Source organism: Streptomyces sp. NBC_01446 (assembly GCF_026340095.1).
GTDB classification, from domain to species: domain Bacteria; phylum Actinomycetota; class Actinomycetes; order Streptomycetales; family Streptomycetaceae; genus Streptomyces; species Streptomyces aureus.
In genome coordinates this window covers 6,135,782-6,160,377 of record NZ_JAPEPO010000001.1, presented here as the reverse complement: position 1 = coordinate 6,160,377, position 24,596 = coordinate 6,135,782, and the positions used below count along the sequence as shown (strand labels likewise).

The window sequence follows — 24,596 nt, the reverse complement described above, 5'->3', positions numbered from 1 at the left end:
AGGGCCACGGACAACGCCGCACACAGGCAAGGACTTTGTGTCGGTGTTGCAACACACCGTGCGGCATGCCGGATCCGTCCGGCATGCCGTGGGGCGTGCGGTGCGCGGGGGGCGTCAGGCCAGCCCGGCCTCCTTCATCTGGCGCAGCTCCTTCTTCATCTCCGACACCTCGTCACGCAGCCGCGCGGCGATCTCGAACTGGAGATCCGCGGCGGCCGCCCGCATCCGGTCGGTCAACTCCTCGATCTGCTCGGCGAGTTCGGCCGCGGGACGATCGGTGGGGACCGTCTGTGCCGCCTTGCCCTTCGTGGCCTTGCCGCCGGTCTTCTTGGCGCCCGCCTTGGCGAGCGCGGGCACGGGCGCCTTGGCACCCTTGCCGTCCTTCGCGCCCTTGCGGTAGCCGGAGCCGAGGAGTTCCTCGGTGTCGACGTCCTCGCGCGCGATGGACGCGACGATGTCGTTGATCTTCTTGCGGAGCGGCTGGGGGTCGATCCCCTTTTCCTTGTTGTACGCGATCTGCTTCTCCCGGCGCCGATTGGTCTCGTCGATGGCCTTCTCCATCGCCGGGGTGATCTTGTCCGCGTACATATGGACCTGGCCCGACACGTTGCGCGCGGCGCGGCCGATGGTCTGGATCAGGGAGGTGCCGGAGCGCAGGAAACCCTCCTTGTCGGCGTCGAGGATCGCCACCAGGGAGACCTCGGGCAGGTCGAGGCCCTCACGGAGCAGGTTGATGCCGACGAGGACGTCGTACTCGCCCGCGCGCAGTTCGCGCAGCAGCTCGACGCGACGCAGCGTGTCGACGTCGCTGTGCAGGTAGCGCACCTGGATGCCGAGCTCCAGGAAGTACTCGGTGAGGTCCTCGGCCATCTTCTTGGTGAGCGTGGTGACGAGGACGCGCTCGTCCTTCTCGGTGCGCTTGCGGATCTCGTGCACCAGGTCGTCGATCTGGCCCTCGGTGGGCTTGACCACGACCTCGGGGTCGATGAGGCCCGTGGGGCGGATGATCTGCTCCACGAACCCGTCGCCCCGCGCGAGCTCGTACTTGCCCGGGGTGGCCGACAGGTACACGGTCTGGCCGATGCGCTCCTGAAACTCCTCCCACTTCAGGGGGCGGTTGTCCAGGGCGGACGGGAGCCGGAAGCCGTGGTCGACGAGGGTGCGCTTGCGGGAGGCGTCGCCCTCGTACATGGCTCCGATCTGCGGCACGGTGACATGCGACTCGTCGATGACGAGGAGGAAGTCGTCCGGGAAGTAGTCGAGCAGCGTGTTCGGCGGGGAGCCGGGCGAGCGGCCGTCGAAGTGCATCGAGTAGTTCTCCACGCCGGAGCAGGAGCCGATCTGACGGAGCATCTCGAGGTCGTACGTGGTGCGCATGCGCAGCCGCTGGGCCTCGAGCATCTTGCCCTGCTTCTCCAGCTCCGCGAGGCGCTCCCCGAGCTCCTTCTCGATGTCGTTCGCCGCGCGCTCCAGGCGCTCGGGGCCCGCCACGTAGTGCGTGGCCGGGAAGACGTACAGCGACTCGTCGTCGCTGATGACCTCGCCGGTGAGGGGGTGGAGGGTGGAGAGGGACTCGATCTCGTCGCCGAACATCTCGATGCGGACGGCGAGCTCCTCGTAGACCGGGAAGATCTCGATGGTGTCGCCGCGGACGCGGAACGTGCCACGGCTGAAGGCCACGTCGTTGCGCGTGTACTGGATGTCGACGAAGCGGCGCAGCAGATCGTCCCGGTCGATCTCGTCGCCGACCTTGAGCGACACCATGCGGTCGACGTACTCCTGCGGCGTGCCCAGGCCGTAGATGCACGAGACGGAGGCGACCACGACGACGTCACGCCGGGTGAGCAGCGAGTTCGTCGCGGAGTGGCGCAGGCGCTCCACCTCCTCGTTGATCGAGGAGTCCTTCTCGATGTAGGTGTCCGACTGCGGGACGTACGCCTCGGGCTGGTAGTAGTCGTAGTACGAGACGAAGTACTCGACCGCGTTGTTCGGCAGCAGCTCGCGGAACTCGTTGGCCAGCTGGGCGGCCAGCGTCTTGTTCGGCGCCATCACGAGGGTGGGGCGCTGGAGCTTCTCGATCATCCACGCGGTGGTGGCGGACTTACCTGTTCCGGTCGCACCGAGGAGGACGACATCCTTCTCACCTGCGGTGATGCGCCGCTCCAGGTCGGCGATGGCTGCCGGCTGGTCGCCGCTTGGCTGGTAGGGACTGACGACCTCGAAAGGCGCCACCGTGCGTTCGATCTTGGATACGGGCCGCATGGAATCCACCGTACGACCCCGCACTGACAACGGGGCCGGATCAGCCTGCCCGTCGCAGCGGGCGCACGGTCCGGCCCGCCCTGCTCGCGGCCTCGACGGCGTCCCGCCGGTCGGGCCTGCCCGTCATCATCATCGGGTCGAACACCACCACGACGCCGGCCAGGAGCAGGAAGCACAGGGGGCCGATCATCAGGGGCGCGAGGAGTTCGGCGGGGGTGTCACCGGCAGGGGTGCCGCCGCTTCCGTGCACGTGGACGCTGAGGGCGGCCATTCCGGTGTAGTGCATGCCGGTCACCGCGAGACCCATGACGAGGCTCGCGCCGACGCTCCAGGTGAATCCCCTGACCTGGACCGCGGCCCAGAGCGCGGCGGTGGCGGCGGCCATGGCGATCACTACAGAGACGCCGACGGTGAAGGTGTTGTACTGAAGCGTCCCATGTAGGCGCATACCGGCCATGCCGAGGTAGTGCATCGACGCGACGCCCAGACCGGTGACCGTGCCGCCGGTGAACAGGGCCGTTCCCGTCGCACCCCGGTAGCCGACGATGAAGATCCCGACCCCGACCATGACGATGGCGACGCCCAGGCTCGCGAACGTCGTCAGTTTGTCGTAGTGGATCGGGGTGCCCTGCACGCGGAAGCCCATCATCGCGATGAAGTGCATCGTCCAGATCCCGGACCCGATCGCCGCCGAGCCGAGCGCGAGCCAGCCGGGCCGCCAGGACTGGGTGACGAGCAGCGATCTGGTGGTGCAGCGCAGACCCAGCGCCCCGCCGAGGCAGGCCATGAAGAACGCCACCAGCGGCGTGACCAGTCCATAGCTGAATCCGTCGACCGTGCCCTGCATCCGCCACAGCCCTTCCGCCCTGATGTTCCTGATGCGTTCCGTATGCACCCCTGGCAGCGGCTGCCGGAGCGACCGCGATTGGAGCAGAGATTAAGGCTCCCGCAGGAACGTCTGACCGATTTTCCGGCAAAGCCTCACGACACCCGCCCGCGGGGTGCACGTCCTCCCACCACTCCGTTCAGTGTGTGGACATCCTTCACCTGTCTTCCGTTGGCAACCGACTGTCACCGTCGTCTCAGCCTTGACCCCTCGACGCGAGGAGTACACGTGTCCGCACGCGCAGCCACCGCGATCGCCACCCTGGTGGGATTCGTCGGCGTCCTGGCCCTCCCAACCGCCGCCGAGGCGGCCCCGCGGAACAACGCACCCGTGGTCGTCGCACACCGCGGCGCCTCCGGGTACGCACCCGAGAACACCCTGCAGGCCATCGACAAGGCGGACAAGCTCGGCTTCGACTGGGTCGAGAACGATGTCCAACGCACCAAGGACGGCCGGCTCGTCGTCATCCACGACACCAATCTGGCACGCACCACGAACGTGGAGCAGGTGTTCCCCGGCCGCGCTCCGTACAACGTCCGCGACTTCACCGCCGCGGAGATCGCCAAGCTCGACGCCGGCCGCTGGAAGGGCGCCAAGTTCAAGGGTGCCCGCGTCCCGACCCTCACCCAGTACCTGGACCGGGTCGACCACAACCACCAGAAACTCCTCATGGAGGTCAAGAACCCGGAACTCTACCCGGGCATCGAGAGGGACATCCTGCGCGTGCTCGGCAAGGAGGGCTGGCTCAACCGCGATCACGTCAGGAACCGCCTGGTGGTCCAGAGCTTCAGCGCCAACAGCGTACGGACCGTGCACGTGCTCCGCCCCGACATCACGACGGGCTTCCTCGGTACCCCCGCCGTGAGCGACCTGCCCCGGTACGCCCGGTTCGCCGACCGGATCCACCCCAGCTACGGGACGATCTCGAAGCGGTACGTCGCCTCGGCGCACGCCCTCAAGGGCCCGCACGGCAAGCGCCTCCAGCTCTTCACCTGGACCGTGAACGACGCGGCGACCGCGCGGCGCGTGGCCGGTCTCGGCGTGGACGGCATCATCAGCAACTTCCCGGATGTCGTGCGCAAGGCGGTGGGCGGCGGCCGGTAGAGCCGTCGGCGGGCCGGGGGGAGGCGAGGCCGGCGGACGGCGCGGGCCCGTTGTCAGTGGCTCCCCGTACGGTGGTCGGCATGAACGCCATTGGGCAGAAATCCACTGGGGACAGGGCCGCCGGGAGCAAGGCCGGGGACGGGGCCGGGCTCACGGTCGTCTGGGCCGTCGTCAGCACGGACATCGGCCCGCTGCTCCTCGCCGCGACGGACGCCGGCCTGGTGAATGTCGTCTTCCACGCCTCCCCCGCCGTGCGGGACCCGGCGGTCGAGCGGCTCGGTTCCCGCCTCGGGACCGAGCCGGTGGAGGCCCCGGACTCGCCGCTCCTGGCCGAGCCCATACGTCAGCTGAAGGCCTACTTCGCCGGTGAGCGGCGCGACTTCGAGCTCCCGCTCGACTGGTCGCTGATCTCCGGGTTCAACCGGCAGGTCCTTCGCGAGCTGGCGTCCGGCGTCCCGTTCGGCACGGTCGTCGGTTACGGCGATCTGGCGGGCCGCGTCGGGCAGCCGGGGGCGGCACAGGCGGTGGGCGTGGCCATGGGGGCCAATCCGCTGCCGGTCGTGGTGCCGTGCCACCGCGTCGTGGAGAGCGACGGCGGCATCGGCGGATTCGGCGGCGGCCTGGAGACGAAGCGGCAACTGCTCGCGCTGGAAGGGGTCCTTCCGCAGCCGCTGTTCTGAGACACGGGAGCGGCTGTTCCTAGGCGCGGGAGCGGCTGTTCCTAGGCGCGGGAGCGGCTGTTCCTAGGCGCGGGAGCGGCTGTTCCCGAGGCGCGGGAGCGGCTGTTCCCGAGGCGCAGGAGGGGCTGTTCCCGAGGCGAGGCACAGGAGGGGCTGTTCCGGAGGCACAGCAGCGGCTGTTCCTAGGCGCGGGAGCGGCCGTTCCCGAGGCACAGGAGCGGCTGTTCAGAGGCGCGGGCGCTGCTGTTCCCGTGGCACGGGAGCCACCGTTTTGAGCTCCGGGCGCCGGGCCGGCGCCGGGCCGCGCGGGGATGCCCGGTGTTCGCGGGTGGGTGCCGGCTGGCACACTGCGCCGGTGCTCATACCCGATTCCACCGCACGCCGCCGGCCTTCCGTCCCCGTGACGCCCGAGGACCTGGCCGGGCTGCGCCGCCGTGTCACCGCCGTGCTCGTCGCGAGCCAGATACTCGGCGGGCTCGGTGTCGCCACCGGCATCGCGCTCGCCGCCGTGCTCGCCAAGCAGGTCAGCGGGGACGAGGCACTGTCCGGGCTCGCACCGACCGCGACAGTCGCCGGGACTGCCCTCCTGTCCGTTCCGCTCGCCGCCCTGATGACGGCGCGAGGGCGGCGGCCCGGGCTCGTCCTCGCGTATCTGATCGGCGCCCTGGGAGCCGGGGTCGTCGTGCTGGCCGCCGCGGTGGGGAGCTTCCCGCTGCTGCTCGTCGGCATGGCCGGGTTCGGCGCCGCCTCGTCGGCCAATCTCCAGGCGCGGTTCGCCGCCGCCGATCTGGCCGAGCCGCAGCGCCGGGCGCGGGCGATCTCGAACGTCGTGTGGGCCACCACGATCGGCGCGGTGCTCGGGCCCAACATCGCGGCGCCCGCGGGCCGCAGCGTCTCCGGGCTCGGCATCCCCGCGGCGGCGGGGCCCTTCCTGTGGGCGGCCGGGGTCTTCCTCGTCTCGGCCGTCATGGTGCAGGTCCTGCTGCGTCCCGACCCGCTCCTGACCGCCCGCGCCCTGGCTCCCGAGGAGGAGAAGTCGGCCGGAGCGCGGTCGATCAGGGCGGGGTTCGCCGCGGTCGCCGCGTCGCCGCGTGCCCGGCTCGCCCTCGTGACCGTCGCCGTCTCGCACACCGCGATGGTGTCGATCATGTCGATGACGCCGGTCGACCTCGGCCGTCACGGTGCGAGCATCGACCTCATCGGCCTCGTCATCAGCGGACACATCGCGGGCATGTACGCGTTCTCGCCGGTGATGGGACGGCTGTCGGACCGGCTCGGGCGGCTCTCCGTGATCGGCCTCGCCGTGGGTCTGCTCGCCTGTGCGGCGCTGCTCGCGGGCACGGCGGGCGGCAGCCACGGGCAGACCGCCGCGGGCCTGTTCGTCCTGGGGCTCGGCTGGTCCGCGGGCCTCGTCTCCGGTTCGGCCCTGCTGACCGACTCGGTGCCGCAAGCCGCGCGCGCCGCCGCACAGGGCCTGTCCGACCTGACCATGAACACAGCGGCCGGCGTCGGCGGCGCGGCCGCGGGCCTGGTCGTCGCGACGGCGAGCTACGCCTGGCTCAACCTGGCCGCGGCCTGCCTCCTGCTGCCGCTCGCCGCGCTCACCCTCTTCGGCCGGCGGCCCACGACCAGGTGATCAGGGCGGGCGTGCCCCGGCCGGTGACCGCGGCCGACATGACGCCGGTCAGGGCAGCGTGATGTGGTACGCCTTCCGCAGGGTCTCGTGCACGGTCCACGTCGTACGGTCGCCCTCGCGCAGTACCGCCGCGTCGCCGGGGCCCACCTCCAGGGTCTGCCCGCCCTCGACCTCGACCGTGGCGCGGCCGGAGACGACCACGAACAGCTCGTTCGCCTCGGTGTCCGTGACCACGCCCGGCGTGATCTGCCAGATGCCCCGCAGTTGCTTGCCGTCGGCGGACTCCCAGAGCACCTTGCCCGTGACGACGGGGTCGCCCGAGACGATCTGCTCCGGATCGAGGGGCTCCGGTTCGAGTGCAACGTCCGGGATGTGTACGGCAAAAGAAGCAGTGGTCTGATCGTTCGTGGTCATGAACGGTCACTCTAGGCAGCGCGGACCTCTCTGTTCACTGGACGACCCGTACCTCGGTCGCGGCCCGGACTGGACGGCTCGTCAAGGGGAAGAGACCTGGAGACAACGTCCTGGGCGCCGCGTGCCCGGGTTCTAGGGAGTCGTGGGGACATGGAGATTTCCGGCGTCATCAGCGCGATCGTGATCGGCATCGTCATCGGTGTCCTGGGCCGGCTCGCTCTGCCGGGCCGTCAGCGCATCGGCATCCTGGCGACGGTCGTCGTCGGCATCGTGGCCGCGCTGCTCGGCTCGGCCATCGCCGCGGGCATCGGTGTCGCGGACACCAAGGGGATCGACTGGGTGGAGTGGCTGATCCAGATCGGCTTGGCCGCCCTGGGTGTGGCACTGCTCGACCGTGGCCGGACGGGCGGCCGGTCGCGGCGCCGCTCATGGGGCCGCGCACACCGCTGAACACCAACCCCCGCACGAGCAGGGCCCCGCACCAGTCATCGGGCCTCAGCCCTCTTCGTAATAGCGCGCTTCGAAGACGTTCCCGTCGGGGTCGCGGAAGTAGAAGCTGCGGACGGCCGGGCCGCGGGCGCCGTACGAGTGACGGCCGTGGTCCGAGACCGGCACCTCGCGCTCCTCGAGACGGGCACGCAGGCTGTCGTAGCCAGCTTCAGTGAGGGCGATGCACACATGGTTGACAGGGTGACCGGCGCTCTTGCCGCCGCCCGGCACCATGTTCATACGGGGCGCCGTCGTCAGCGGCGCGAGGTCGAGGATGGTCTCCTCGTTGACCCGCACCGAGGGGAACGAAACCGCGCCCTCCTTGAACTCGGCGACCCTGAGAGGTTCGAGGCCGACCGCCTGTTCGTAGAAGTGCGCCGCGGCCACCGGGTCGCTGACCCAGAGGACGACATGGTCGAGGCGTGCCGTGTTGTCCGTCATGCGCTCAGAGTTGTCCGTCATGCGCTCAGGCTGCTCGGCCTGCCGTCCCGCCGCAAGTGTTCACCGTCATACCGCGGGGGTTTGGGCGTGCGCGCCGCTCGCCATGGATGAGGGGAGACCCGACAGGCAGGAGGCAGGCGCGTGGTGCTGGTGTCCGATGAGGTGCGGGAAGCGGTGGCCGCGGGCAGGCCGGTCGTGGCCCTGGAGTCGACGATCATCGCGCACGGGCTGCCGCGCCCGCGCAATCTGCGGGTGGCGCTCGAACTCGAAGAGCTGGTGCGCGCCGAGGGCGCGGTGCCCGCGACGATCGCCGTTCTGGACGGACGGCCCCATGTCGGCCTGGACAAGGGCCAGTTGGAGCGGGTCGCGACGGAGGACGGCATCCGCAAGCTGAGCCACCGTGATCTGCCGCTCGCCGTGGCGACGGGGGCGAGCGGGGCGACGACCGTGTCGGCGACGGCGCTGCTCGCGGCGCGCGCGGGGGTGCGGGTGTTCGCGACGGGTGGGCTCGGCGGCGTGCACCGGCGGTGGACCGAGACGCAGGACGAGTCGGCGGACCTCGGGCTGCTCGCGCGGACGCGGATCACCGTGGTGTGCGCGGGCGTCAAGTCGATCCTGGACGTACCGGCGACCCTTCAGCGGCTGGAGACCCTGGGTGTGTCGGTGGCCGGGTACGGGACCGGCCGCTTCCCGGGCTTCTACCTCTCCGACTCGGGCCATCCGGTCGACTGGACGCTGGGCGATCCGGCCCAGGTGGCCGAGGTGATGCGGGCTCAGGACGCGCTGGGCGGGCCCGAGGCCGCGCTGATCGTGGCGAACCCGGTGCCCGAGGCGGAGCAGCTCGATCCCGCGCTCCACGCGCGCGTGCTCGACGATGCGCTGCGGGCGTGCGACGCGGAGGGCATCACGGGGCAGGCGGTCACGCCGTTCCTCCTGGACCACCTGGTTCGGCACACGGACGGCGCCTCGCTGGAGGCCAACCTCGCGGCGGTACGCGGCAACGTACGGCTCGCGGCGCGCATCGCGGCGGCCTGGGCGCGGGCGTGAGCGGAACCCTCCTGGTCGTCGGGGACGTCGTCACGGACATCGTGGCCCGGCACGACGCCCCGCTCGCGGCGGGCACGGACACGGCGGCGGAGATCCGTACGCTGCCGGGTGGCGCGGGGGCGAACGTGGCGTGCTGGGCGGCCTATTCGAGCTGTTCCGATGTGGCGTTGCTCGGGCGGGTCGGCGCCGACTCGGTGGCCTGGCACGAGGAGGCGCTCACGCGCGCGGGGGTGCGTCCCCTGCTCACCGTCGACCCCGAGGCGGCGACCGGCACGGTGATCTCACTGGTCGACACGGGAGCCGGCGCAGAGCGGACGTTCCTCACGGACAGCGGGGCCTCGCTGCGCCTCTCCCCCGCCGACTGGTCCACGGACCTGCTCGACGGGGTCGCGTGGCTGCATCTGTCCGGGTATCTCTTCTTCTCGGCCGAGGGGCGCGCCTTGGTCGCGGCGGCGCTGCGCTCGGCATGCGCGCGTGGGGTGCCGGTGAGTGTCGATCCCGCGTCGGCCGGCTTCCTCACAGGGCTGGGACCCGACCGGTTCCTGGCGCTCGCGGAGGGCGTGGAGGTCCTGCTGCCCAGCCGGGACGAGGCGGAGCTGCTGAGCGGTGCCGGGGGCGCGGAGGACGCGGCGGCGAAGCTCAGCGGACGGTTCCCGCTGGTCGTCGTCACGTCGGGGGCCGCGGGAGCGGTGGTGGCGCAGGGCGGGGCAGTACGCGCGCGCGTGCCGTCGGTGTCGGCGGTGGCGCGGGACTCCACCGGGGCGGGCGACGCGTTCACCGGCGCGTTCCTCGCCGCATGGCTGCGGGGCGTGGGGCCACCACAGGCGGCGACGGAGGGATGCCGCGCGGGGGCACTAGCGGTGGCGCGGGTGGGCGGCCGACCTCCGCCGCGCCGAGAGCTACCCGGCCCCGTAACCTCCGCGGGAGAAGACCCGGACCCCTCCTCCGAGAGCGACCCGGGCCCATGACCCCCGCCAAGGGCAGGAGCCTCAGGCCCGCTTCCGCCCCCACGCCGAGATCAGCGGTGCCGTCGCCAGGTCCATCGTGCCGGTCGCGACGTCGGCCAGGTGGCGGTCGATCTCCTCGTCCGTGGCGTGCCCCGCGCGGACCAGGGATTCGCGGATCTGCTGGAACGTGGCCGTCTCCAGGGCCCCGCACGCCTCGGACGCCAGCGGGAAGTACGCGTCGGCCTCCACCTGGTCCAGGCCGGCCTCCCGCAGCAGCCTCGGCAGCCTGCGGCCGTACGAGAGGTCGGCGCCGCGCTCCGCGAGCAGCTCGCGGAAGCCACGGCGCAGCCGGTTCGCCAGCTCCTCGGCGGGGCCGTGCTCGTCGGGGCAGGCCAGCGGCTGGAGTGCGGGGTCGGCGTCCTCGACGAGCAGCCGTCCGCCCGGCCGCAGCGCGCGCAGCATGGACTTCAACGCCCGCTCCCTGTCCGGCACATGGACCAGGACGAGCCGGGCGTGGACCAGGTCGAATCCCTCGGTGGGCGGCTCGTCGGCGGCCACGTCGTGACGGCGGACCTCGACGGGGGAACGGGCGGCGGACGTCTGCCACGTGGTGTCGATGTCGGTCGCGAGAACCTTCCCGGTGGTGCCGACCTTCTTGGCGAGCCAGGAGACCACGGAGGTGCCGCCCGCGCCGACCTCCCAGCAGCGCCAGCCGGGGCCGATGCCGAGCCGTTCGATGTGCCGGAACGTCGTGGGGTCGAAGAGGGTCGAGAAGGCGTCGAAGCGCCGGCCCGCCTCTTGCTGCCGGTTGTCCAGGAGATAGCCCTCGGGTCGCGTCATGCCGCGATCATCCCAGTTGTCCGGCCCGGTCCCGGGAAGCGGTTCCACGCGTTCCGAAGGGGAGCGTTCCGTTCCCCCAGGGGCCGTGGGCGTCGTCGCCATGAGCTGGCAGACTGGCCCGCCGAGTCACCGAAACACGACGTCAAGCCGCGCGAGGAGCCCCGCATGTCGATGGCAGGCAACCTGCGGAAGGTCGGAGATCTCCGGAAGGTGTCCGACCTGCGCAAGGTCGGAGGCCTGAGAAGAGTGGCGCGTCTGGCGCGGCGGCACCCCCGCGTCGACCTCAGCCACCCCTCCCGCTCGCCGCTGGGTTCGGCGGTCGTCAAGTGCGTGACGTACCGGGACGGGGTCCGCGAGCAGGCCGGGCGCGATCTGGTGGACGCGGTCGACCGGGTCCGCAAGTCCGACGACGGCTTCGTCTGGCTGGGGCTGCACGAGCCGACGGAGCTGGAGTTCGCGGACATCGCCGAGCTGTTCGACCTGCACCCGCTGGCCGTCGAGGACGCGGTGCACGCGCACCAGCGGCCGAAGGTCGAGCGGTACGGCCAGACGCTGTTCGCCGTGTTCAAGACCGTCTGTTACGTGGAGCACGCGGAGCTGACCGCGACCAGCGAGGTCGTCGACACCGGCGAGATCATGGTGTTCATCGGCAGGGACTTCGTGATCACCGTGCGGCACGGCAGGCACGGCTCGCTCGGCCCGGTGCGCGAGGGCCTGGAGGCGGACCCGGGGCAGCTCGCCAAGGGCCCGGCCGCCGTGCTGCACGCGATCGCCGACCACGTGGTGGACGACTATCTCACCGTGATCGACGCCGTCCAGTCGGACATCGACCAGGTCGAGACGGATGTGTTCACCGAGGACGGGGCGCGCGCCGACCCGGGCCGGATCTACCAGCTCAAGCGTGAGCTGCTCGAGCTGAAGCGGGCCGTGGTGCCGCTCGCCCGGCCGATAGAGGAGCTCGCGGGCCGCCCCTTCCAGGTGGTGGCGCCGGAGATACAGGCGTACTTCCGGGACGTCTCGGACCATCTGCTGAGGGCCGCCGAACAGATAGCGGCCTTCGACGAGTTGCTGAACTCGATCCTTCAGGCCCATCTCGCGCAGGTGACGGTCGCTCAGAACGAGGACATGCGCAAGATCACGGCCTGGGCCGCGGTCGTGGCCGTGCCGACGATGGGCTGCGGCGTGTACGGAATGAACTTCGACCACATGCCGGAGTTGCACTGGCAGTTCGGGTACCCGCTGTTCCTGGGCGTGATCGCGAGCATCTGTTTCGTCCTGCACCGCGCCTTCCGCCGCAACGGGTGGCTCTGAGCCCGCAGGACGGACGGCGGGCTGTTCTACGTGGCGGCAGGCCGTGCCCACGTGGTAGCAGGCCGTACCTACGTGGTGGCGAGCCGTACTACGTGGTGGCGGACCGTTCTACGTGGTAGCAGACCGTGCCTACCTGGCGGCAGGCCGCACCACGTGGTGGCGGGCCGCTCCTAGGGAAGCGGCCCGCCGGATCGTGCCCTCCAGGGTCAGCTCCTGGCGTAGACGCTCTCGACCCAGGCCGACATCTGGTCGTCGGACAGGTGCGCCGCGAGGTCGGCCTCGCTGATCATGCCGACGAGGCGCTTGTCCTCGATGACGGGGAGCCGGCGGATCTGGTGGCCCTGCATCTCCTGAAGGACCTCGTCGACGTCGGCGCCCGAGTCGATCCAGCGGGGCGTCCCCTGCGCGAGGTCACCCGCGGTGATCTTGGAGGGGTCGTGGCCCATCGCCACGCAGCCGACCACGATGTCGCGGTCCGTGAGAATCCCGCAGAGGCGTTCGTTCTCGTCGCTGATGGGCAGCGCGCCCACGTTCAGCTGCCGCATGAGCTGCGCTGCGCGGTCCAGGGTCTCGTGAGCGGGGATCCACTGCGCACCGCGGTGCATGATGTCTCCGGCGGTGGTCATGGGGTACCTCCCGGTGCCGGTGGCCGGCGCGGCACGGTGGCGCCGCAGGTCCCGGCGCCCTTCATTCTTCCTGCCCCGCCTTGGGCCCGCATCTGGGACCGGACCCGCACCGACAGGTGAGCGCGCCCGTCACGAGGGCAGCCCGCCCCAGGCCGGATGCCGGGGGTCGTCGGCCCGTACGACCACGTCCGCCGTGCCGGCCGGGTCCGTCTCGTTCTCGTAGCGCTCGAAGGCCGGCAGCGTCCACTGCTCGCCCTCGGGCGTACGCCGTCGCAGCGCGCCCGGCGACAGCTTCAGGTGCACGGTCAGGTCGAAGGGGAACCAGTGCCCCATGAGCAGCGGCCCGTGCAGCAACAGGACGCCGCCGGGCGGCAGTTCGACGTAGGCGCTGCGTGTCGCGCGGTCGGCCGACGGGTCCCACAGATCCGGCAGGACGCGTCCCGTGCCGCCGGGTTCAAGCGGCTCGAAGACCTCGCGACATAGCGCGGCCGTGTCGAACCAGCCGCTGTAGTACGCCTCCACGTCCTCGCGCCCGTACTCGAAGCGCAGCGAGGCGGGCCGCAAGAATCCGCCCGTGTCCACGGCGAGCGAGGGGCGTCCGCGCACCCGCAGCGCCTCCCCGACCAGCGCGGCGAGGTCACCGGGCCGGGCGGCCGGCGGGCCGTCGACGGCGATACGGGGCCACGGACTCCCGTCGCCCGGCTTGAGTTCGAGCAGCCGCTCGGCGAGGGCGTCGCCGAGCCGTTCCCAGGTGATCGCTTCGAGTCGCACGCGCCTCATGATGCCTCGCACGCCGGCCAGGATCCGAGGGGACCCGTACCCCCGCGACGCGTTCTCGCCCGCACGCGGGGAATGAACCGCGTATGACCGCCGAGGCCCGGCCCGACCGGGCTGCTCACCGCCGGACTCCCTCGCCGCACACCGGGCTCGGCGGGCCGGTCGTCGTGCAGCCGCTCAAGCGCCGGCAGTGCGCGGAGTGCCGCCGGGAACCGCTGGACCTGCTGACCCTGGAGGACGGGGCGCCGCGGTGCCTCGACTGCGCCGACCTCGGGCATCTCGTGTATCTGCCGCGTGGCGACTGGGCGCTCACCCGCCGTGCCAGGGAAGGCAGTTCACTGTCGGCGGTGGTCGTGCGCTTCCATCGGCGGCGCGGCCGTTACGAGCGCCAGGGCGTCCTCGTGGAGGAGGAGGCGCTGGCCCGCGCCGAGGAGCGGTGCCTTGCGGACGCGGACGCGCGGGCCAGGCGCCGGGCACGGGACGCGGCGCGCAGGGCGGCGCAGGACGCGACGTTCACGGCCGCGTTCGCGCGGGAGATCCTGCTGCTCTTCCCCGGCTGCCCGCCGGACCGGGCGGAGGCGATCGCGGCCCACGCGTCCCTGCGCGGCAGCGGCCGGGTGGGGCGCAGCGCGGCGGGCCGCGCCCTGTCGCGGGCCGCGGTGACGGCGGCGGTGCGGGCGGCGGTGCGGCACACGGAGACCGCGTACGACGCGTTGCTGATGAGCGGAGTCCGGCGGGGCGAGGCCAGGCGGAGAATCGAGGTACCGGTGGAGGCCGTCCTGGCTGCGTGGCGCGCGCGGGAATCGTGAGAAGGGTGTACGCCGCACGGTGGCGGCCGTCCCCTCCGTGCGGCAGGATCTTGACCGGACCGCGACGCCAACGGCATCGCCGGCAGGGGGAGTTGTGATGATCGAGGGACCGTACTTCGTGCTCACCGTCCTGGGCGCGCTCGCCTGCGGGGTGTCGGCGGGCGTCTTCATCGCGTTCTCGACCTTCGTGATGAAGGGGCTCGCGGCGCTGCCGCCCGCGCAGGGGATCGCGGCGATGCAGGCGATCAACGTGGCCGCGGTCGGTCCGGCGTTCATGGTGGTGTTCCTGGGAGCCGCGGCGCTGTGCGTGGTGCTCGCCGTCGTGACGTTCGTGCTCTGGCCGGAGCAGGGCACCGTGGCACTGCTGCTCGGCAGCGCGCTCCAGCTCGTCGGCGCGTTCGGGGTGACCGTCGCCGCGAACATCCCGCGCAACGACGCGCTCGCGAAGCTCGACCCCGAGGCGCCGGACAGCGCGGGACCGTGGCGTACGTACGTGTCCGGGTGGCTGATGTGGAACCACATCAGGGGTGGTGCGTCGCTGGCCGCAGCGATCTCGTTCATCCTCGCCCTGACCTGAGCCTTCGCGTCTGCCGCACCCCTGCCGGCGCCCCTGCACACCGAGGGAAACGGACGTATTGTGGCGAGAAGGACACGGCAAGGGAGACGGCCATGGCCGACCCCAAGGGCTTTCTCACCACCCCCCGGCAGGACTGGCCGCGCCGCCCTGTCCAGGAGCGGGTCCGTGACTGGGCCGAGGTGTACGTCCCCGGGGCGCTCCTGCCGATCATCGAGGCGCAGGCCGACCGCTGCATGGACTGTGGCGTCCCCTTCTGTCACGAAGCGTGTCCGCTCGGGAACCTGATCCCGGAGTGGAACGAACTCGTGTCGCGGGACGACTGGCGGGCGGCGAGCGACCGGCTGCACGCCACGAACAACTTTCCCGAGTTCACCGGGCGCCTGTGCCCCGCCCCGTGCGAGGCGGGCTGTGTCCTGGCGATCAACCAGCCGGCCGTGACCATCAAGAACGTGGAGGTCGCCATCGCCGACCGCGCCTGGCAGGACGGTCTCGCCCCGCCCAAGCCGCCCGACCGGCTGTCCGGTGCCACGGTCGCCGTGGTCGGCTCGGGCCCGGCGGGGCTCGCGGCCGCCCAGCAGCTCACCCGCGCGGGGCACACGGTCGCGGTCTTCGAGCGGGACGACCGCCCGGGCGGCCTGATGCGCTACGGCATCCCCGCTTTCAAGATGGAGAAGCGCCATCTGGACCGCAGGCTGGCGCAGTTGAGGGACGAGGGGGTGCGTTTTCGTACGTCGACGGAGGTCGGTCGCGACATCGGCGCGGCCGAGCTGCGGTCGCGCTATGACGCGGTGGTCCTCGCGGTCGGCGCCACAGCTTGGCGCGAACTGGACGTACCAGGGCGGGAGTTGACCGGGGTCGTGCAGGCGATGGAGTATCTGCCGCTGGCCAACCGCGTGTGCGAGGGCGACATCGACGCCTCCCCTCTGTCGGCCGCGGGCAAGCACGTCGTGATCGTCGGCGGCGGCGACACCGGCGCCGACTGCCTGGGCACGGCGGTGCGCGAGGGCGCCGCGTCCGTCACGCAGCTGGACATCTACGGGCAGCCGGGCGCCGAGCGCGACGAGCTGGCCGAGCCCTGGCCGACGTATCCGAAGATCTACCGGCTGTCCGCCGCCCACGAGGAGGCCGGCGAGCTGCGGACCGCGCCCGCGGCGGACGCCGACGCGCGCCTGTTCGCGGCGTCCACGCTGCGTTTCGAGGGGGACGAGTGGGGCCGGGTGAGGGCGCTGCATCTCGTCGAGGTCGACGAGGCGCGGCGGCCCCGGGAGGGCACGTCCCGGGAGCTGCCCGCCGATCTGGTGCTGCTCGCGCTCGGCTTCTCGGGGCCCGAGCGCGGCGCCGGCGGACCGGTCGGCCAGCTCGGTCTGGCCGTGGAGGGCCGCGGCACGCTCGCCCGCGACGCGCGGTTCACGACCTCGGTGCCCGGCGTGTTCGCGGCCGGGGACGCGGCCCGCGGCCAGTCGCTCATCGTGTGGGCGATCGCCGAGGGCCGCTCGGCCGCGGCCGCGGTCGACCACTGGCTGACCGGCTCCACGCGGCTGCCCGCGCCGATCGGGCCGTACGACCGTCCGATGATGGCCTGAGCCGCCGCCGGTCGGCGCTCGTCGTTCACTTGCGCTCGTCGGTACCCGCGACCTTGCCGGTCGACAGGGCGATCCGGTTCCAGGTGTTGATCGTGAGGATCAGGGACAGGACGTGCGCCAACTCCTGCTCGTCGAACTGGGCCGCGGCCTCCGCGTAGACGTCGTCGGACACGCCGCCGTCGGCGACGAGCGTGACGGCCTCGGTGAGTGCGAGTGCCGCGCACTCCCGGGCGCTGAAGAAGTGCCGAGCCTCGCGCCACACGGCCACCATGTGCAGCCGGTCCTCGCTCTCGCCGGCCCTGCGCGCGTCGTTGGTGTGCATGTGGAGGCAGTACGCGCAGCGGTTGAGGTGCGAGGCGCGGATCTGGATCAGCTCGACCAGGGCCGGGTCGAGGCCCTCGCGGGCGGCGGCGTCGAAGCCGATCAGGGAGCGGAAGACCTTCGGCGCGGCCTTCGCGAAGTCGATGCGGCCGGCCGGGTGGGCGTGGGAGTGGGTGTTCGCGGTGGTGATCGTGTTCGTCGTCATGACCATGAATCTACGGGCCGGATAGACCTCTTGTAGGGTGCATATCCATGGCAGATTCTTGGGTCAATTCCGCTGAGCGCATCGGCGCCGACCTGCATCTGGACCTGTCCGGTGCGGGCAGCCGCAGGGCCGCTCTCATGGGGGCGCTGCGTGACGCCGTGCGCTCGGGGCGGCTCGCTCCGGGCACCCGGCTGCCGCCCTACCGTTCGCTCGCCGCCGACCTGGGCGTCGCCCGCAACACGGTCGCCGACGCGTACGCGGAGCTCGTCGCCGAGGGCTGGCTGACCGCGCGCCAGGGCTCGGGAACGCGCGTCGCCGAGCGGGCGGGACCGCCCGCGCCCGGCCGCACCCCGAAGAAGGGCCCGGCCCGCACGCACGGGCCGCGCCACGACCTCCGCCAGGGCACAGCCGACGCGTCGTCCTTCCCCCGCGCGGAGTGGGCGGCCGCGTACCGGCGAGCGCTGCAGGCCGCCCCGAACGAGGCGTTCGGGCCGGGCGATCCGCAGGGCCGCGTCGAGCTGCGTGAGGCGCTCACGGAGTATCTGGCCCGCGCGCGCGGGGTACGGACGGAGCCGGACCGCATCGTGATCTGCTCCGGCTTCGCGCACGCCCTGCGTCTTCTGTTCGACGGCCGGGTGCTGCGCGGACCGCTCGCCGTGGAGTCGTACGGACTCGACTTCCACCGCGAGATCCTGACGGCCGCCGGCGTACGGACGTTGCCCCTGACGCTCGACGAACACGGCGCGCGCGTCGGGGAGTTGACGGCTGGAGCGAGCCGGGCGAGGGCCGCGCTGCTCACACCCGCGCACCAGTTCCCCACGGGTGGCCCCCTGCACGCCGAGCGGCGTACGGCGGTCGTCGACTGGGCACGCGCGCGTGGCGGGCTGATCGTGGAGGACGACTACGACGGCGAGTTCCGCTACGACCGCAGGCCCGTCGGCGCGGTGCAGGGCCTCGACCCCGAACGGGTGGTCTATGTCGGCTCGGTCAGCAAGAGCCTGTCCCCGGCGCTGCGGCTCGGCTGGATGGTGCTGCCGCAGGGGCTGGTGGGGGATGTCGTCGTGGCGAAGGGCGAGCGGGAGGCGTGGGCGAGCGTGCCGGACCAGCTGGCGCTCGCGGACTTCCTGGTCTCGGGGTCCTACGACCGGCATGTGCGGCGGATGCGGCAGCGGTACCGGGGGCGGCAGGACCGCCTGGTGGAGGCGCTCGCCGAGCGGGCGCCCGGGGTGGCGGTCACCGGGATCGCGGCGGGGCTGCACGCGGTGCTGCGACTGCCCCCGGGGACCGAGCGGTCCGTGGTCAAGGCCGCCGCGTGGGGCGGTGTCGCCCTCGACGGCCTCGCCGAGTTCCGCCACCCGGAGGCGACGATGCCGCACGCGGACGGCCTGGTGGTGGGCTACTCGACGCCGTCGGACCACGCCTACGGCGCCGCGCTGGACGCCCTGTGCGGGGTGCTGCCACCGGACTGAGACCCCGACAGCGGTTGCCGGGTCCGCCGGAAAGGCAGGTCCACGGCTCGCGCACCCCGTCCGCTCACGAGAGCAGGAAGTCCGCCGCCCCGGCCTTCGCGCCCTCGATGAACGCGGTGATCTCGCCCGGGGTGTAGATCAGGGCGGGGCCGTCCGGGTCGGCCGACTGGCGCATCGCGACCCGGCCGTCGGCCAGCTTCATCGCTTCCACGCAGTTGCCCCCGTTGCCGCCGCTCCAGGGCTTGTGCCAGCCCTCGGTGCCGAGGTCGCGGGCGGGCATCCCGTTGTAGATGACCTTCCCGTCGACACCTCGTATGCGGGCCTTGATCCGATCCATTCACAGCTCCTTGCGGAGATCCCGGAGGATGTCCTTTGTGCGATGTGCCGTCGCGGCGTGCGCCGCCATGCGGTCCATGACCTCGAGGTGGGTGGCCACCTCGGGGCGCGCGTCGAGATAGACCGCGCCGGTCAGGTACTCGCTGTAGACCATGTCCGGCAGTTCTGACATGGCAAATCGGAACAACACGAAGGGGCCGTACGTACCGGGGTGCGGGCCGGCGGCGAACTCGGCGATCTGCAGTGTCACGTTGGCCAGCTCCGTGGCCTCGAGGAGCCGGTCGATCTGGCCGCGCATCACGTCGGGGCCGCCGACCGGGCGCCGCAGCGCGGTCTCGTCCATGACCATCCACAGGCGCGGGGCGTCCTCGCGGGTGATCAGCTCCTGGCGCTGCATCCGGAGCGCGACATGCCGCTCGACGACGTCGGGGTCCTCCGCGAGGGCGCGGCCGACGGCTCCGGAGCGCAGCACGCCACGCGCGTAGTCCTCGGTCTGCAGGAGCCCGGGAACGAAGTGGGGCTCGTACGACCGGATGAGGCTGGCGGCGCCCTCCAGGCTCACGTACATCGAGAACCAGCCGGGCAGGATGTCGTGGAACCGCTGCCACCAGCCGGGCTTGTTGGCCTCTTCGGCGAGTATGACGAAGGCTTCCGCCTCTTCGTCGGTGACGCCGTAGGACTTCAGGAGGAGCTGGAGGTACGGGATCTTCAGGCCGACCTCGGCCATCTCCATGCGGCGGACCGTGGCGGGGGCGACGCGCAGGACTTTCGCGGCCTCCTCGCGCTTGAGCCCGGCGCGTTCGCGCAGGTCCTGGAGGCGCCGGCCGAGGACGACCTGGCCAACGGTGGGAGCGGACCGCGGTTCGCTCACGCCCCCTACCTCCCAGTCGTCCCTGTGGTCCTGTTGCGGTCGCGCGTGTGGTCGCGCTCCCAGAGGGAAGCCGGACTGCCCCGACGCCCGGTCAATCCGGGCAACTTCCCTGAAATCGTTGGCATTTTCGCCATGACGGGCGCCGTACGGCACATCGCCGTCAGCAGTGTGCCATGGCTCGGCACGCGAGCACACTGCACTCTGCACTTTTCAGAGTGGCTCTTGCCAAGTGTTCACGACGGGGAGATAGTGGCAAGCGTGATTCCGTCCGTGCCGTTAGGAACAGAAGTCGGCGAAGCTACGCTCGGTGACGAACCCGATGCGCGCTCCGGCGCCACGTCCGTGCGCCGCAGCAGCTTCGAACTGGCTCCCCACCCGGGTTCTGCCGCCCAGGCCCGGAAACTGACGCGCGCCCACCTCAGCGGCTGGGCAGTGTGCGACGACACCTGCGACGCGGCCGCCCTGGTGATCTCCGAACTGGTCACGAACGCGATCGTCCACACGGCGAGCAGCCGCATAGTGTGCGAGCTCCACGACATTGACGACCGGGTCCGGATAGCCGTGCGTGACGAGGGCTGGGCCCCCGGCGAGCCACATCCCGCCCGCCGTGTCGCGCCGGAGGAGGAGCACGGGCGCGGCCTGCTGCTCGTGGCGGCGGTGAGCACCGCGTGGGGCGCGCAGGAGACCGGCCCCGGACTTCTCGTGTGGGCCGAGCTCGCACGCGACGCGGACAGCGCGGAGGACTCGAACGCCACCCAGGGACACTCCCCCGTCGCGGGACCCCATGGGATACCCAGGCCGCACCACAGCGGTGAACCGCACACCGGCGGAGCACCTCACTCCCCCGACATGGGACCGGGCACCGAATCGGGCCCCGCCTTCGACACACAGCAGTTCGAGTCAGAGTTCGAGACGGGGAGCGGCACCGGCTTCGGCCCGTCCGCCGGCCCCGGTACGGGGACAGGGGCGGGAGCCGGATGGGTGTGGTGACGACGCGCACGAGGGATCTCGACTCGCTGGTCCGGTTCTCCCGGCAGCGGCAGATCCTGCGGACCGCCCCGCCCAGACTCACCGTCCCCGACGGCATGACCGCTCCGCTCGGCTGCGACGCCGTCGCGGTCCCCGAGGCCTGCGGGCGCGCCATGGTCGCGCGGCTGCCGCGCATGGGGTGCGTGTACGCCGACGGTGACCGCTGGTGGTGGATCGTTCCCTCGGACTCGGACGTCGCCCTGGACTGGCCAGCCCCGGCCAGTTACACGACCGGCGCGCTGGTGCCGGACGCGCGGCGCGCGCCCGGACTCATCCACCGGCCCGACGGCAGCGTCCCGTACACCCCGCCGATCCCGCTCTATCTCGCGCTGTGCCGGGTCACCGGCACGACGCCCGCCTGGTCCCGCCATATCGGCGCCGGCGCGGCCGACGCCGCCTGAACCGCGCGCTCCACCCGGATCAGCCCGCGACAGCCTTCGCGCGCGGCACGATCACCAGGAAGGCGTCCGTCGCGAGGTCCATGACGACCTCCGCGGGCTGACCCTCCAGACGCCGGTCGCGCGCGAACTCCTCGGCTGGCCATGACCCGCGCGGTCCCCCCGCGGGAAAGCGTTCAAGTACCACTCGTCCGTCGATCATCGTGCACCCCTGCCCCCGTCGTCGTACGTACGCTGCCGCGCGTTCTTACGGAGAAGAACGCCCGTGAGGCGCCCGAGGGCTCGCAACGTGACGACAATGACACCGAGTTGAGACGCGCGGCGCCGCTGCGGCGGACCGGAGGACCGTCTCGGCAGTCCGGCTTGCCGCCGCGTCAGTCCAGATACTCGTCGTGATAGCGGACGCGTGCGCCGCCCGCCGGGACCCCGAGCGCCGACGCCCGCCCCGCCGGCTCCTCCCACTCCTCCTGCCGGCCGAGCGCGGTCAGGTCGAGCAGGCTCGTGGTGGAGCCGATGCCGTCGAGGCCCCGGCCCGTCGTGGAGTACGTGTGGTAGACCCGGTCGCCGTCACGCAGGAAGCAGCTGAGGCCGGGCAGGTCACGGGGCCCTTCGTCCGCCACGAAGCCGAAGTCCTGGTTGAAGTCGCTCGTGGCCGACGAGTACCAGGGCACCGTCCAGCCCATGCGGGCCTTGAACGGCAGGAGTTTGGTGAACGGGGCGCGCGACACGGTCGCGAACTCCGTGCCCCTGGCGCGCAGATGGGAGAGGTGCCCGATCTGGTCGAGGAACGCGGAGCAGTTGGGGCAGCCCGCGTCCTGGTCCGGGCCGAACATGAAGTGGTAGACGATGAGCTGGGAGCGGCCCTCGAACAGGTCGAGGAGCTCCGCCTTGCCGTCGGGTCCCTCGAACACGTACAGCTTCTCGATCTCCACCATGGGCAGTTCGCGGCGCTGCGCGTTGAGCGCGTCGCGGGCGCGGGTCGCCGCCTTCTCCCTGGCGAGCAGCTCTTGGCGCGCGCCGAGCCACTCCTCGCGGGTGACGACGTTCGGCAGCCCCATGGATTCTCCGTAAGTTGTTAGGCGGCCCGGGAGGGCCGGGTGTGGCTTATGGGTTCTTGCCTTCAGTGGCTTCCAAGGAGTGGCCGCCCGGCTCTCCGGGGAGCCCTGGCTGCTGATTGAGATGTGCGCGCTTCGTGCGGTCGCTGATTACGGAGATGACAGCGGGGTGTTCCTCGGGCCGACGGCATGCCGAGCGGTGCGAGGAGGGGCAAGTGAACGAGCGGAAAGCCCGGGTCTGGGCTGGCGTCGACGCGGGCAAGGGCCACCACTGGGCAGCCGTGGTTGACGAGACCGGCGCCACGCTGTGGTCGAAGAAGATCGACAATGACGAGTCGGCGATCCTGACCGCGCTCGGCGAGATCCTCGCCCTGGCCGGCCAAGTGCACTGGGCAGTGGACATCTCCGGCACGTCCTCCGCGCTGCTGCTGGCTCTGCTGGCAGCCCACGACCAGCGGGCCGTCTACGTGCCCGGACGCACGGTCAACCGCATGTCCGGCGCCTACCGCGGTGAGGCGAAGACCGACGCCAGGGATGCCTACGTCATCGCCGAAACCGCCCGCCACCGAGGCGACTTCGCGGCGATCGACGTGCCCGCCCAGCTTGCCGCCGACCTCGCGCTGCTGACCGCGCACCGCACGGATCTGATGGCCGACCGGGTGCGGATGATCAACCGCCTGCGGGACGTGCTGACCGGCGTCTTCCCTGCTCTGGAGCGGGCGTTTGACTACTCCGCCCACAAGGGCGCCCTGGTGCTGCTGACCGGTTATCAGACCCCGGCGGCGATCCGCCGACGCGGCCGGGCAAGGCTGACGGCCTGGCTGGCCAACCGCAGTGTCCGCGGCGCCGACATGGTGGCCCGGGCCGCATTGGAAGCCGCGCAGGCCCAGCAGACCGTGCTGCCCGGCGAAGATGTCGCCGCGCAGATCGTCGCCGACCTGGCAGGGCAGATCCTGGCCCTGGACGACCGCGTGAAGCGGATCGACCGGCAGATCCGGGAGACGTTCCGCAGCCACCCGCACGCAGAGATCATCGAGTCCCTGCCCGGCATGGGCCCCATCCTCGGCGCCGAGTTCATCGTCGCCGCCGGTGACCTGTCGGCCTACGCCGACGCCGGCCATCTCGCCTCGGCGGCCGGGCTGGTGCCCGTCCCGCGTGACTCTGGCCGGCGCACCGGCAACCTGCACCGGCCCAAGCGCTACAGCCGCCGCCTGCGCAGAGTGTTCTACATGTCCGCGCAGTCCAGCATCGTCCGCGAAGGGCCGAACCGGGACTTCTACCTGAAGAAGCGCGGCGAGGGCTGCAAGCACGTTCAGGCCGTCATCGCCCTGGCCCGCCGACGAGCTGGCGTGCTCTGGGCATTGCTGCGTGACGGACGGATCTTCACCTCCGCCCCACCGGTCACACAGGCGGCTTGACTTCGTCATTGAGACTCCTCGGGTCGGTACTCCTCAGGTGGTTGACCGGGGGTCTTCGCGGAACTCATCGCTCGGCGGCGGAAAACTTTCGCACTCCTTCCGGGGGATCCGATGTGTTCGCTGAGCATGCACTGTTGTCCGCTGACGCCGACACCACCACAATGCACATGTCAAAACCGGTAGTTGTCGGTTTCAGCAATCAACGGGAGAGGACCCCCCACATGAACAAGCCTCTCGTCGGTGCGGTGTTCGGCCTGCTCCTCATAGGAGCAACAGCCGCGCCCGCCACGGCAGTCGGAGCCCAGCACGAGGTCAAGGCCAAGGCCAAGGCGGTCAGCTTCGCCGGGACGGTGGCGCTCAGCAACTGCTCCGGGTCGGTCGTCCGCGTGCCGGACTCACAGCCCACGGACCCGGCCCTGGTCATGTCCAACGGGCACTGCCTCGAGAGCGGTTTCCCCGGCCCGGGCGAGGTCGTCGTCGACCAGCCGTCGTCCCGCACCTTCAGCCTGCTCAACTCCGCGGGCAGCAAGGTCGCGACGCTGCGCGCGGACAAGATCGCGTACGGCACGATGACGGACACGGACGTCTCGCTCTACCAACTCACCAGCACCTACGAGCAGATCGAGAGCTCGTACGGCATCAAGGCCCTCGAACTGTCGGCCTCGCACCCCACGGCGGGCACGGCCATCACGGTCGTGTCCGGCTACTGGAAGAAGACCTACAGCTGCAACATCGACGGCTTCGCGTACCGCCTCAAGGAGGGCGAGTGGACCTGGAAGGACTCGGTCCGCTACACCTCGACGTGCAACACGATCGGCGGCACCTCGGGCTCCCCCGTCGTCGACCAGGCGTCCGGCAAGGTCGTCGCGGTCAACAACACGGGCAACGAGGACGGCGCCCGCTGCACGGACAACAACCCGTGCGAGGTCGACGAGAACGGCACCGTCACGGTCCGCAAGGGCATCAACTACGCGCAGGAGACGTACGGGATCGTGCCGTGCGTCGGGATCGGCAACAAGATCGACCTGAGCGCTGCGGGCTGCGAGCTCCCGAAGCCGTAACTCT

General features: G+C 71.5%; 27 protein-coding genes. 15 read left to right on the top strand and 12 right to left on the bottom strand.

Annotated elements, in window-relative coordinates:
• Nucleotides 1-114: 114 nt before the first annotated feature.
• Nucleotides 115-2,262 carry an excinuclease ABC subunit UvrB gene (gene uvrB, locus OG456_RS27605; protein ID WP_266565536.1) on the bottom strand — a complete coding sequence of 716 codons (2,148 nt, stop codon included), beginning with the start codon at nucleotides 2,260-2,262 and terminating at the stop codon, nucleotides 115-117.
• Between the two features lie 40 nt (nucleotides 2,263-2,302).
• Nucleotides 2,303-3,109, bottom strand: coding sequence for an MHYT domain-containing protein (locus OG456_RS27600; RefSeq protein WP_266569456.1), 807 nt, complete (start codon nucleotides 3,107-3,109; stop codon nucleotides 2,303-2,305).
• A 267-nt stretch (nucleotides 3,110-3,376) separates the two neighbouring features.
• Between OG456_RS27600 and OG456_RS27595 the strand changes: the two genes are divergently transcribed.
• The 3 genes from OG456_RS27595 (at nucleotide 3,377) to OG456_RS27585 (ending at nucleotide 6,568) form a co-directional block, all read left to right on the top strand.
• On the top strand, nucleotides 3,377-4,252 hold the full coding sequence (locus OG456_RS27595) for a glycerophosphodiester phosphodiesterase family protein (RefSeq protein ID WP_266565535.1): 876 nt from the start codon (nucleotides 3,377-3,379) through the stop codon (nucleotides 4,250-4,252).
• Between the two features lie 80 nt (nucleotides 4,253-4,332).
• The gene (locus OG456_RS27590) at nucleotides 4,333-4,932 is read left to right on the top strand and encodes a methylated-DNA--[protein]-cysteine S-methyltransferase (RefSeq protein ID WP_266565534.1); all 600 of its coding nucleotides are present in this window, start codon (nucleotides 4,333-4,335) and stop codon (nucleotides 4,930-4,932) included.
• A gap of 424 nt (nucleotides 4,933-5,356) precedes the next feature.
• Nucleotides 5,357-6,568, top strand: a complete 1,212-nt coding sequence (locus OG456_RS27585) for an MFS transporter (RefSeq protein WP_266569455.1) — start codon at nucleotides 5,357-5,359, stop codon at nucleotides 6,566-6,568.
• A 48-nt stretch (nucleotides 6,569-6,616) separates the two neighbouring features.
• On the opposite strand, the gene OG456_RS27580 is transcribed toward OG456_RS27585, so the two are convergent.
• The gene (locus tag OG456_RS27580; protein ID WP_266565533.1) at nucleotides 6,617-6,982 is read right to left on the bottom strand and encodes a cupin domain-containing protein; all 366 of its coding nucleotides are present in this window, start codon (nucleotides 6,980-6,982) and stop codon (nucleotides 6,617-6,619) included.
• Nucleotides 6,983-7,132: 150 nt separating this feature from the next.
• On the opposite strand from OG456_RS27580, the gene OG456_RS27575 reads away from it, so the two are divergent.
• The gene (locus tag OG456_RS27575) at nucleotides 7,133-7,432 is read left to right on the top strand and encodes a GlsB/YeaQ/YmgE family stress response membrane protein (RefSeq protein WP_266565531.1); all 300 of its coding nucleotides are present in this window, start codon (nucleotides 7,133-7,135) and stop codon (nucleotides 7,430-7,432) included.
• Between the two features lie 45 nt (nucleotides 7,433-7,477).
• On the opposite strand, the gene OG456_RS27570 is transcribed toward OG456_RS27575, so the two are convergent.
• Nucleotides 7,478-7,912 carry a VOC family protein gene (locus OG456_RS27570; protein WP_266569454.1) on the bottom strand — a complete coding sequence of 145 codons (435 nt, stop codon included), beginning with the start codon at nucleotides 7,910-7,912 and terminating at the stop codon, nucleotides 7,478-7,480.
• Nucleotides 7,913-8,053: 141 nt separating this feature from the next.
• Between OG456_RS27570 and OG456_RS27565 the strand changes: the two genes are divergently transcribed.
• Nucleotides 8,054-8,959, top strand: coding sequence for a pseudouridine-5'-phosphate glycosidase (locus OG456_RS27565; protein ID WP_266565529.1), 906 nt, complete (start codon nucleotides 8,054-8,056; stop codon nucleotides 8,957-8,959).
• A complete protein-coding gene (locus OG456_RS27560; protein WP_323136359.1) occupies nucleotides 8,956-9,927 on the top strand; it encodes a sugar kinase in 972 nt (323 codons plus the stop codon). The genes OG456_RS27565 and OG456_RS27560 overlap by 4 nt, the downstream gene beginning before the upstream one ends.
• Nucleotides 9,928-9,948: 21 nt before the next feature.
• Here OG456_RS27560 and OG456_RS27555 read toward each other — a convergent pair whose 3' ends face one another.
• A complete protein-coding gene (locus OG456_RS27555) occupies nucleotides 9,949-10,746 on the bottom strand; it encodes a methyltransferase domain-containing protein (protein WP_266565528.1) in 798 nt (265 codons plus the stop codon).
• Nucleotides 10,747-10,911: 165 nt separating this feature from the next.
• Here OG456_RS27555 and OG456_RS27550 point away from each other — a divergent pair, with 165 nt between their 5' ends.
• A complete protein-coding gene (locus OG456_RS27550) occupies nucleotides 10,912-12,057 on the top strand; it encodes a magnesium and cobalt transport protein CorA (protein ID WP_266565526.1) in 1,146 nt (381 codons plus the stop codon).
• A gap of 206 nt (nucleotides 12,058-12,263) precedes the next feature.
• On the opposite strand, the gene OG456_RS27545 is transcribed toward OG456_RS27550, so the two are convergent.
• Entirely contained in the window at nucleotides 12,264-12,683 is a 420-nt protein-coding gene (locus tag OG456_RS27545) for a CBS domain-containing protein (protein ID WP_266565524.1), read from the bottom strand.
• A gap of 129 nt (nucleotides 12,684-12,812) precedes the next feature.
• Nucleotides 12,813-13,463, bottom strand: a complete 651-nt coding sequence (locus OG456_RS27540; protein WP_266565522.1) for a uridine kinase — start codon at nucleotides 13,461-13,463, stop codon at nucleotides 12,813-12,815.
• Nucleotides 13,464-13,546: 83 nt separating this feature from the next.
• Here OG456_RS27540 and OG456_RS27535 point away from each other — a divergent pair, with 83 nt between their 5' ends.
• The 3 genes from OG456_RS27535 to OG456_RS27525 all read left to right on the top strand — a co-directional run bounded on the left by OG456_RS27535 (nucleotide 13,547) and on the right by OG456_RS27525 (nucleotide 16,429).
• Entirely contained in the window at nucleotides 13,547-14,269 is a 723-nt protein-coding gene (locus OG456_RS27535; RefSeq protein WP_266565520.1) for a DUF2293 domain-containing protein, read from the top strand.
• Nucleotides 14,270-14,366: 97 nt separating this feature from the next.
• Nucleotides 14,367-14,846 carry a DUF1772 domain-containing protein gene (locus OG456_RS27530; RefSeq protein ID WP_266565519.1) on the top strand — a complete coding sequence of 160 codons (480 nt, stop codon included), beginning with the start codon at nucleotides 14,367-14,369 and terminating at the stop codon, nucleotides 14,844-14,846.
• Between the two features lie 92 nt (nucleotides 14,847-14,938).
• Complete coding sequence (locus OG456_RS27525; RefSeq protein WP_266565517.1) at nucleotides 14,939-16,429, top strand: glutamate synthase subunit beta; 1,491 nt, start codon at nucleotides 14,939-14,941, stop codon at nucleotides 16,427-16,429.
• A gap of 25 nt (nucleotides 16,430-16,454) precedes the next feature.
• On the opposite strand, the gene OG456_RS27520 is transcribed toward OG456_RS27525, so the two are convergent.
• Nucleotides 16,455-16,955, bottom strand: a complete 501-nt coding sequence (locus tag OG456_RS27520; RefSeq protein WP_266565515.1) for a carboxymuconolactone decarboxylase family protein — start codon at nucleotides 16,953-16,955, stop codon at nucleotides 16,455-16,457.
• Nucleotides 16,956-17,002: 47 nt separating this feature from the next.
• Between OG456_RS27520 and OG456_RS27515 the strand changes: the two genes are divergently transcribed.
• Nucleotides 17,003-18,424, top strand: coding sequence for a PLP-dependent aminotransferase family protein (locus tag OG456_RS27515; protein ID WP_266565513.1), 1,422 nt, complete (start codon nucleotides 17,003-17,005; stop codon nucleotides 18,422-18,424).
• Nucleotides 18,425-18,488: 64 nt separating this feature from the next.
• Here OG456_RS27515 and OG456_RS27510 read toward each other — a convergent pair whose 3' ends face one another.
• Together OG456_RS27510 and OG456_RS27505 are read right to left on the bottom strand one after the other, a co-directional pair.
• Nucleotides 18,489-18,761, bottom strand: a complete 273-nt coding sequence (locus OG456_RS27510) for a DUF397 domain-containing protein (protein WP_227294109.1) — start codon at nucleotides 18,759-18,761, stop codon at nucleotides 18,489-18,491.
• Nucleotides 18,762-19,631, bottom strand: a complete 870-nt coding sequence (locus tag OG456_RS27505) for a helix-turn-helix transcriptional regulator (protein ID WP_266565510.1) — start codon at nucleotides 19,629-19,631, stop codon at nucleotides 18,762-18,764.
• Nucleotides 19,632-19,853: 222 nt separating this feature from the next.
• On the opposite strand from OG456_RS27505, the gene OG456_RS27500 reads away from it, so the two are divergent.
• Both OG456_RS27500 and OG456_RS27495 read left to right on the top strand, forming a co-directional pair.
• Nucleotides 19,854-20,621, top strand: coding sequence for an ATP-binding protein (locus tag OG456_RS27500; protein ID WP_266569452.1), 768 nt, complete (start codon nucleotides 19,854-19,856; stop codon nucleotides 20,619-20,621).
• The gene (locus tag OG456_RS27495) at nucleotides 20,609-21,061 is read left to right on the top strand and encodes a hypothetical protein (protein ID WP_266565508.1); all 453 of its coding nucleotides are present in this window, start codon (nucleotides 20,609-20,611) and stop codon (nucleotides 21,059-21,061) included. Before OG456_RS27500 ends, OG456_RS27495 begins: the two co-directional genes overlap by 13 nt.
• Nucleotides 21,062-21,080: 19 nt before the next feature.
• Here the strand turns inward: OG456_RS27495 and OG456_RS27490 are convergent, their stop codons facing one another.
• Together OG456_RS27490 and OG456_RS27485 are read right to left on the bottom strand one after the other, a co-directional pair.
• The gene (locus OG456_RS27490; RefSeq protein WP_266565506.1) at nucleotides 21,081-21,260 is read right to left on the bottom strand and encodes a hypothetical protein; all 180 of its coding nucleotides are present in this window, start codon (nucleotides 21,258-21,260) and stop codon (nucleotides 21,081-21,083) included.
• A 172-nt stretch (nucleotides 21,261-21,432) separates the two neighbouring features.
• Nucleotides 21,433-22,116, bottom strand: coding sequence for a DUF899 domain-containing protein (locus tag OG456_RS27485; RefSeq protein ID WP_266565504.1), 684 nt, complete (start codon nucleotides 22,114-22,116; stop codon nucleotides 21,433-21,435).
• 212 nt (nucleotides 22,117-22,328) lie between these two features.
• Between OG456_RS27485 and OG456_RS27480 the strand changes: the two genes are divergently transcribed.
• A complete protein-coding gene (locus tag OG456_RS27480; RefSeq protein ID WP_266565502.1) occupies nucleotides 22,329-23,531 on the top strand; it encodes an IS110 family transposase in 1,203 nt (400 codons plus the stop codon).
• A 221-nt stretch (nucleotides 23,532-23,752) separates the two neighbouring features.
• Nucleotides 23,753-24,592 carry a serine protease gene (locus tag OG456_RS27475; protein ID WP_266565500.1) on the top strand — a complete coding sequence of 280 codons (840 nt, stop codon included), beginning with the start codon at nucleotides 23,753-23,755 and terminating at the stop codon, nucleotides 24,590-24,592.
• Nucleotides 24,593-24,596: the final 4 nt, after the last annotated feature.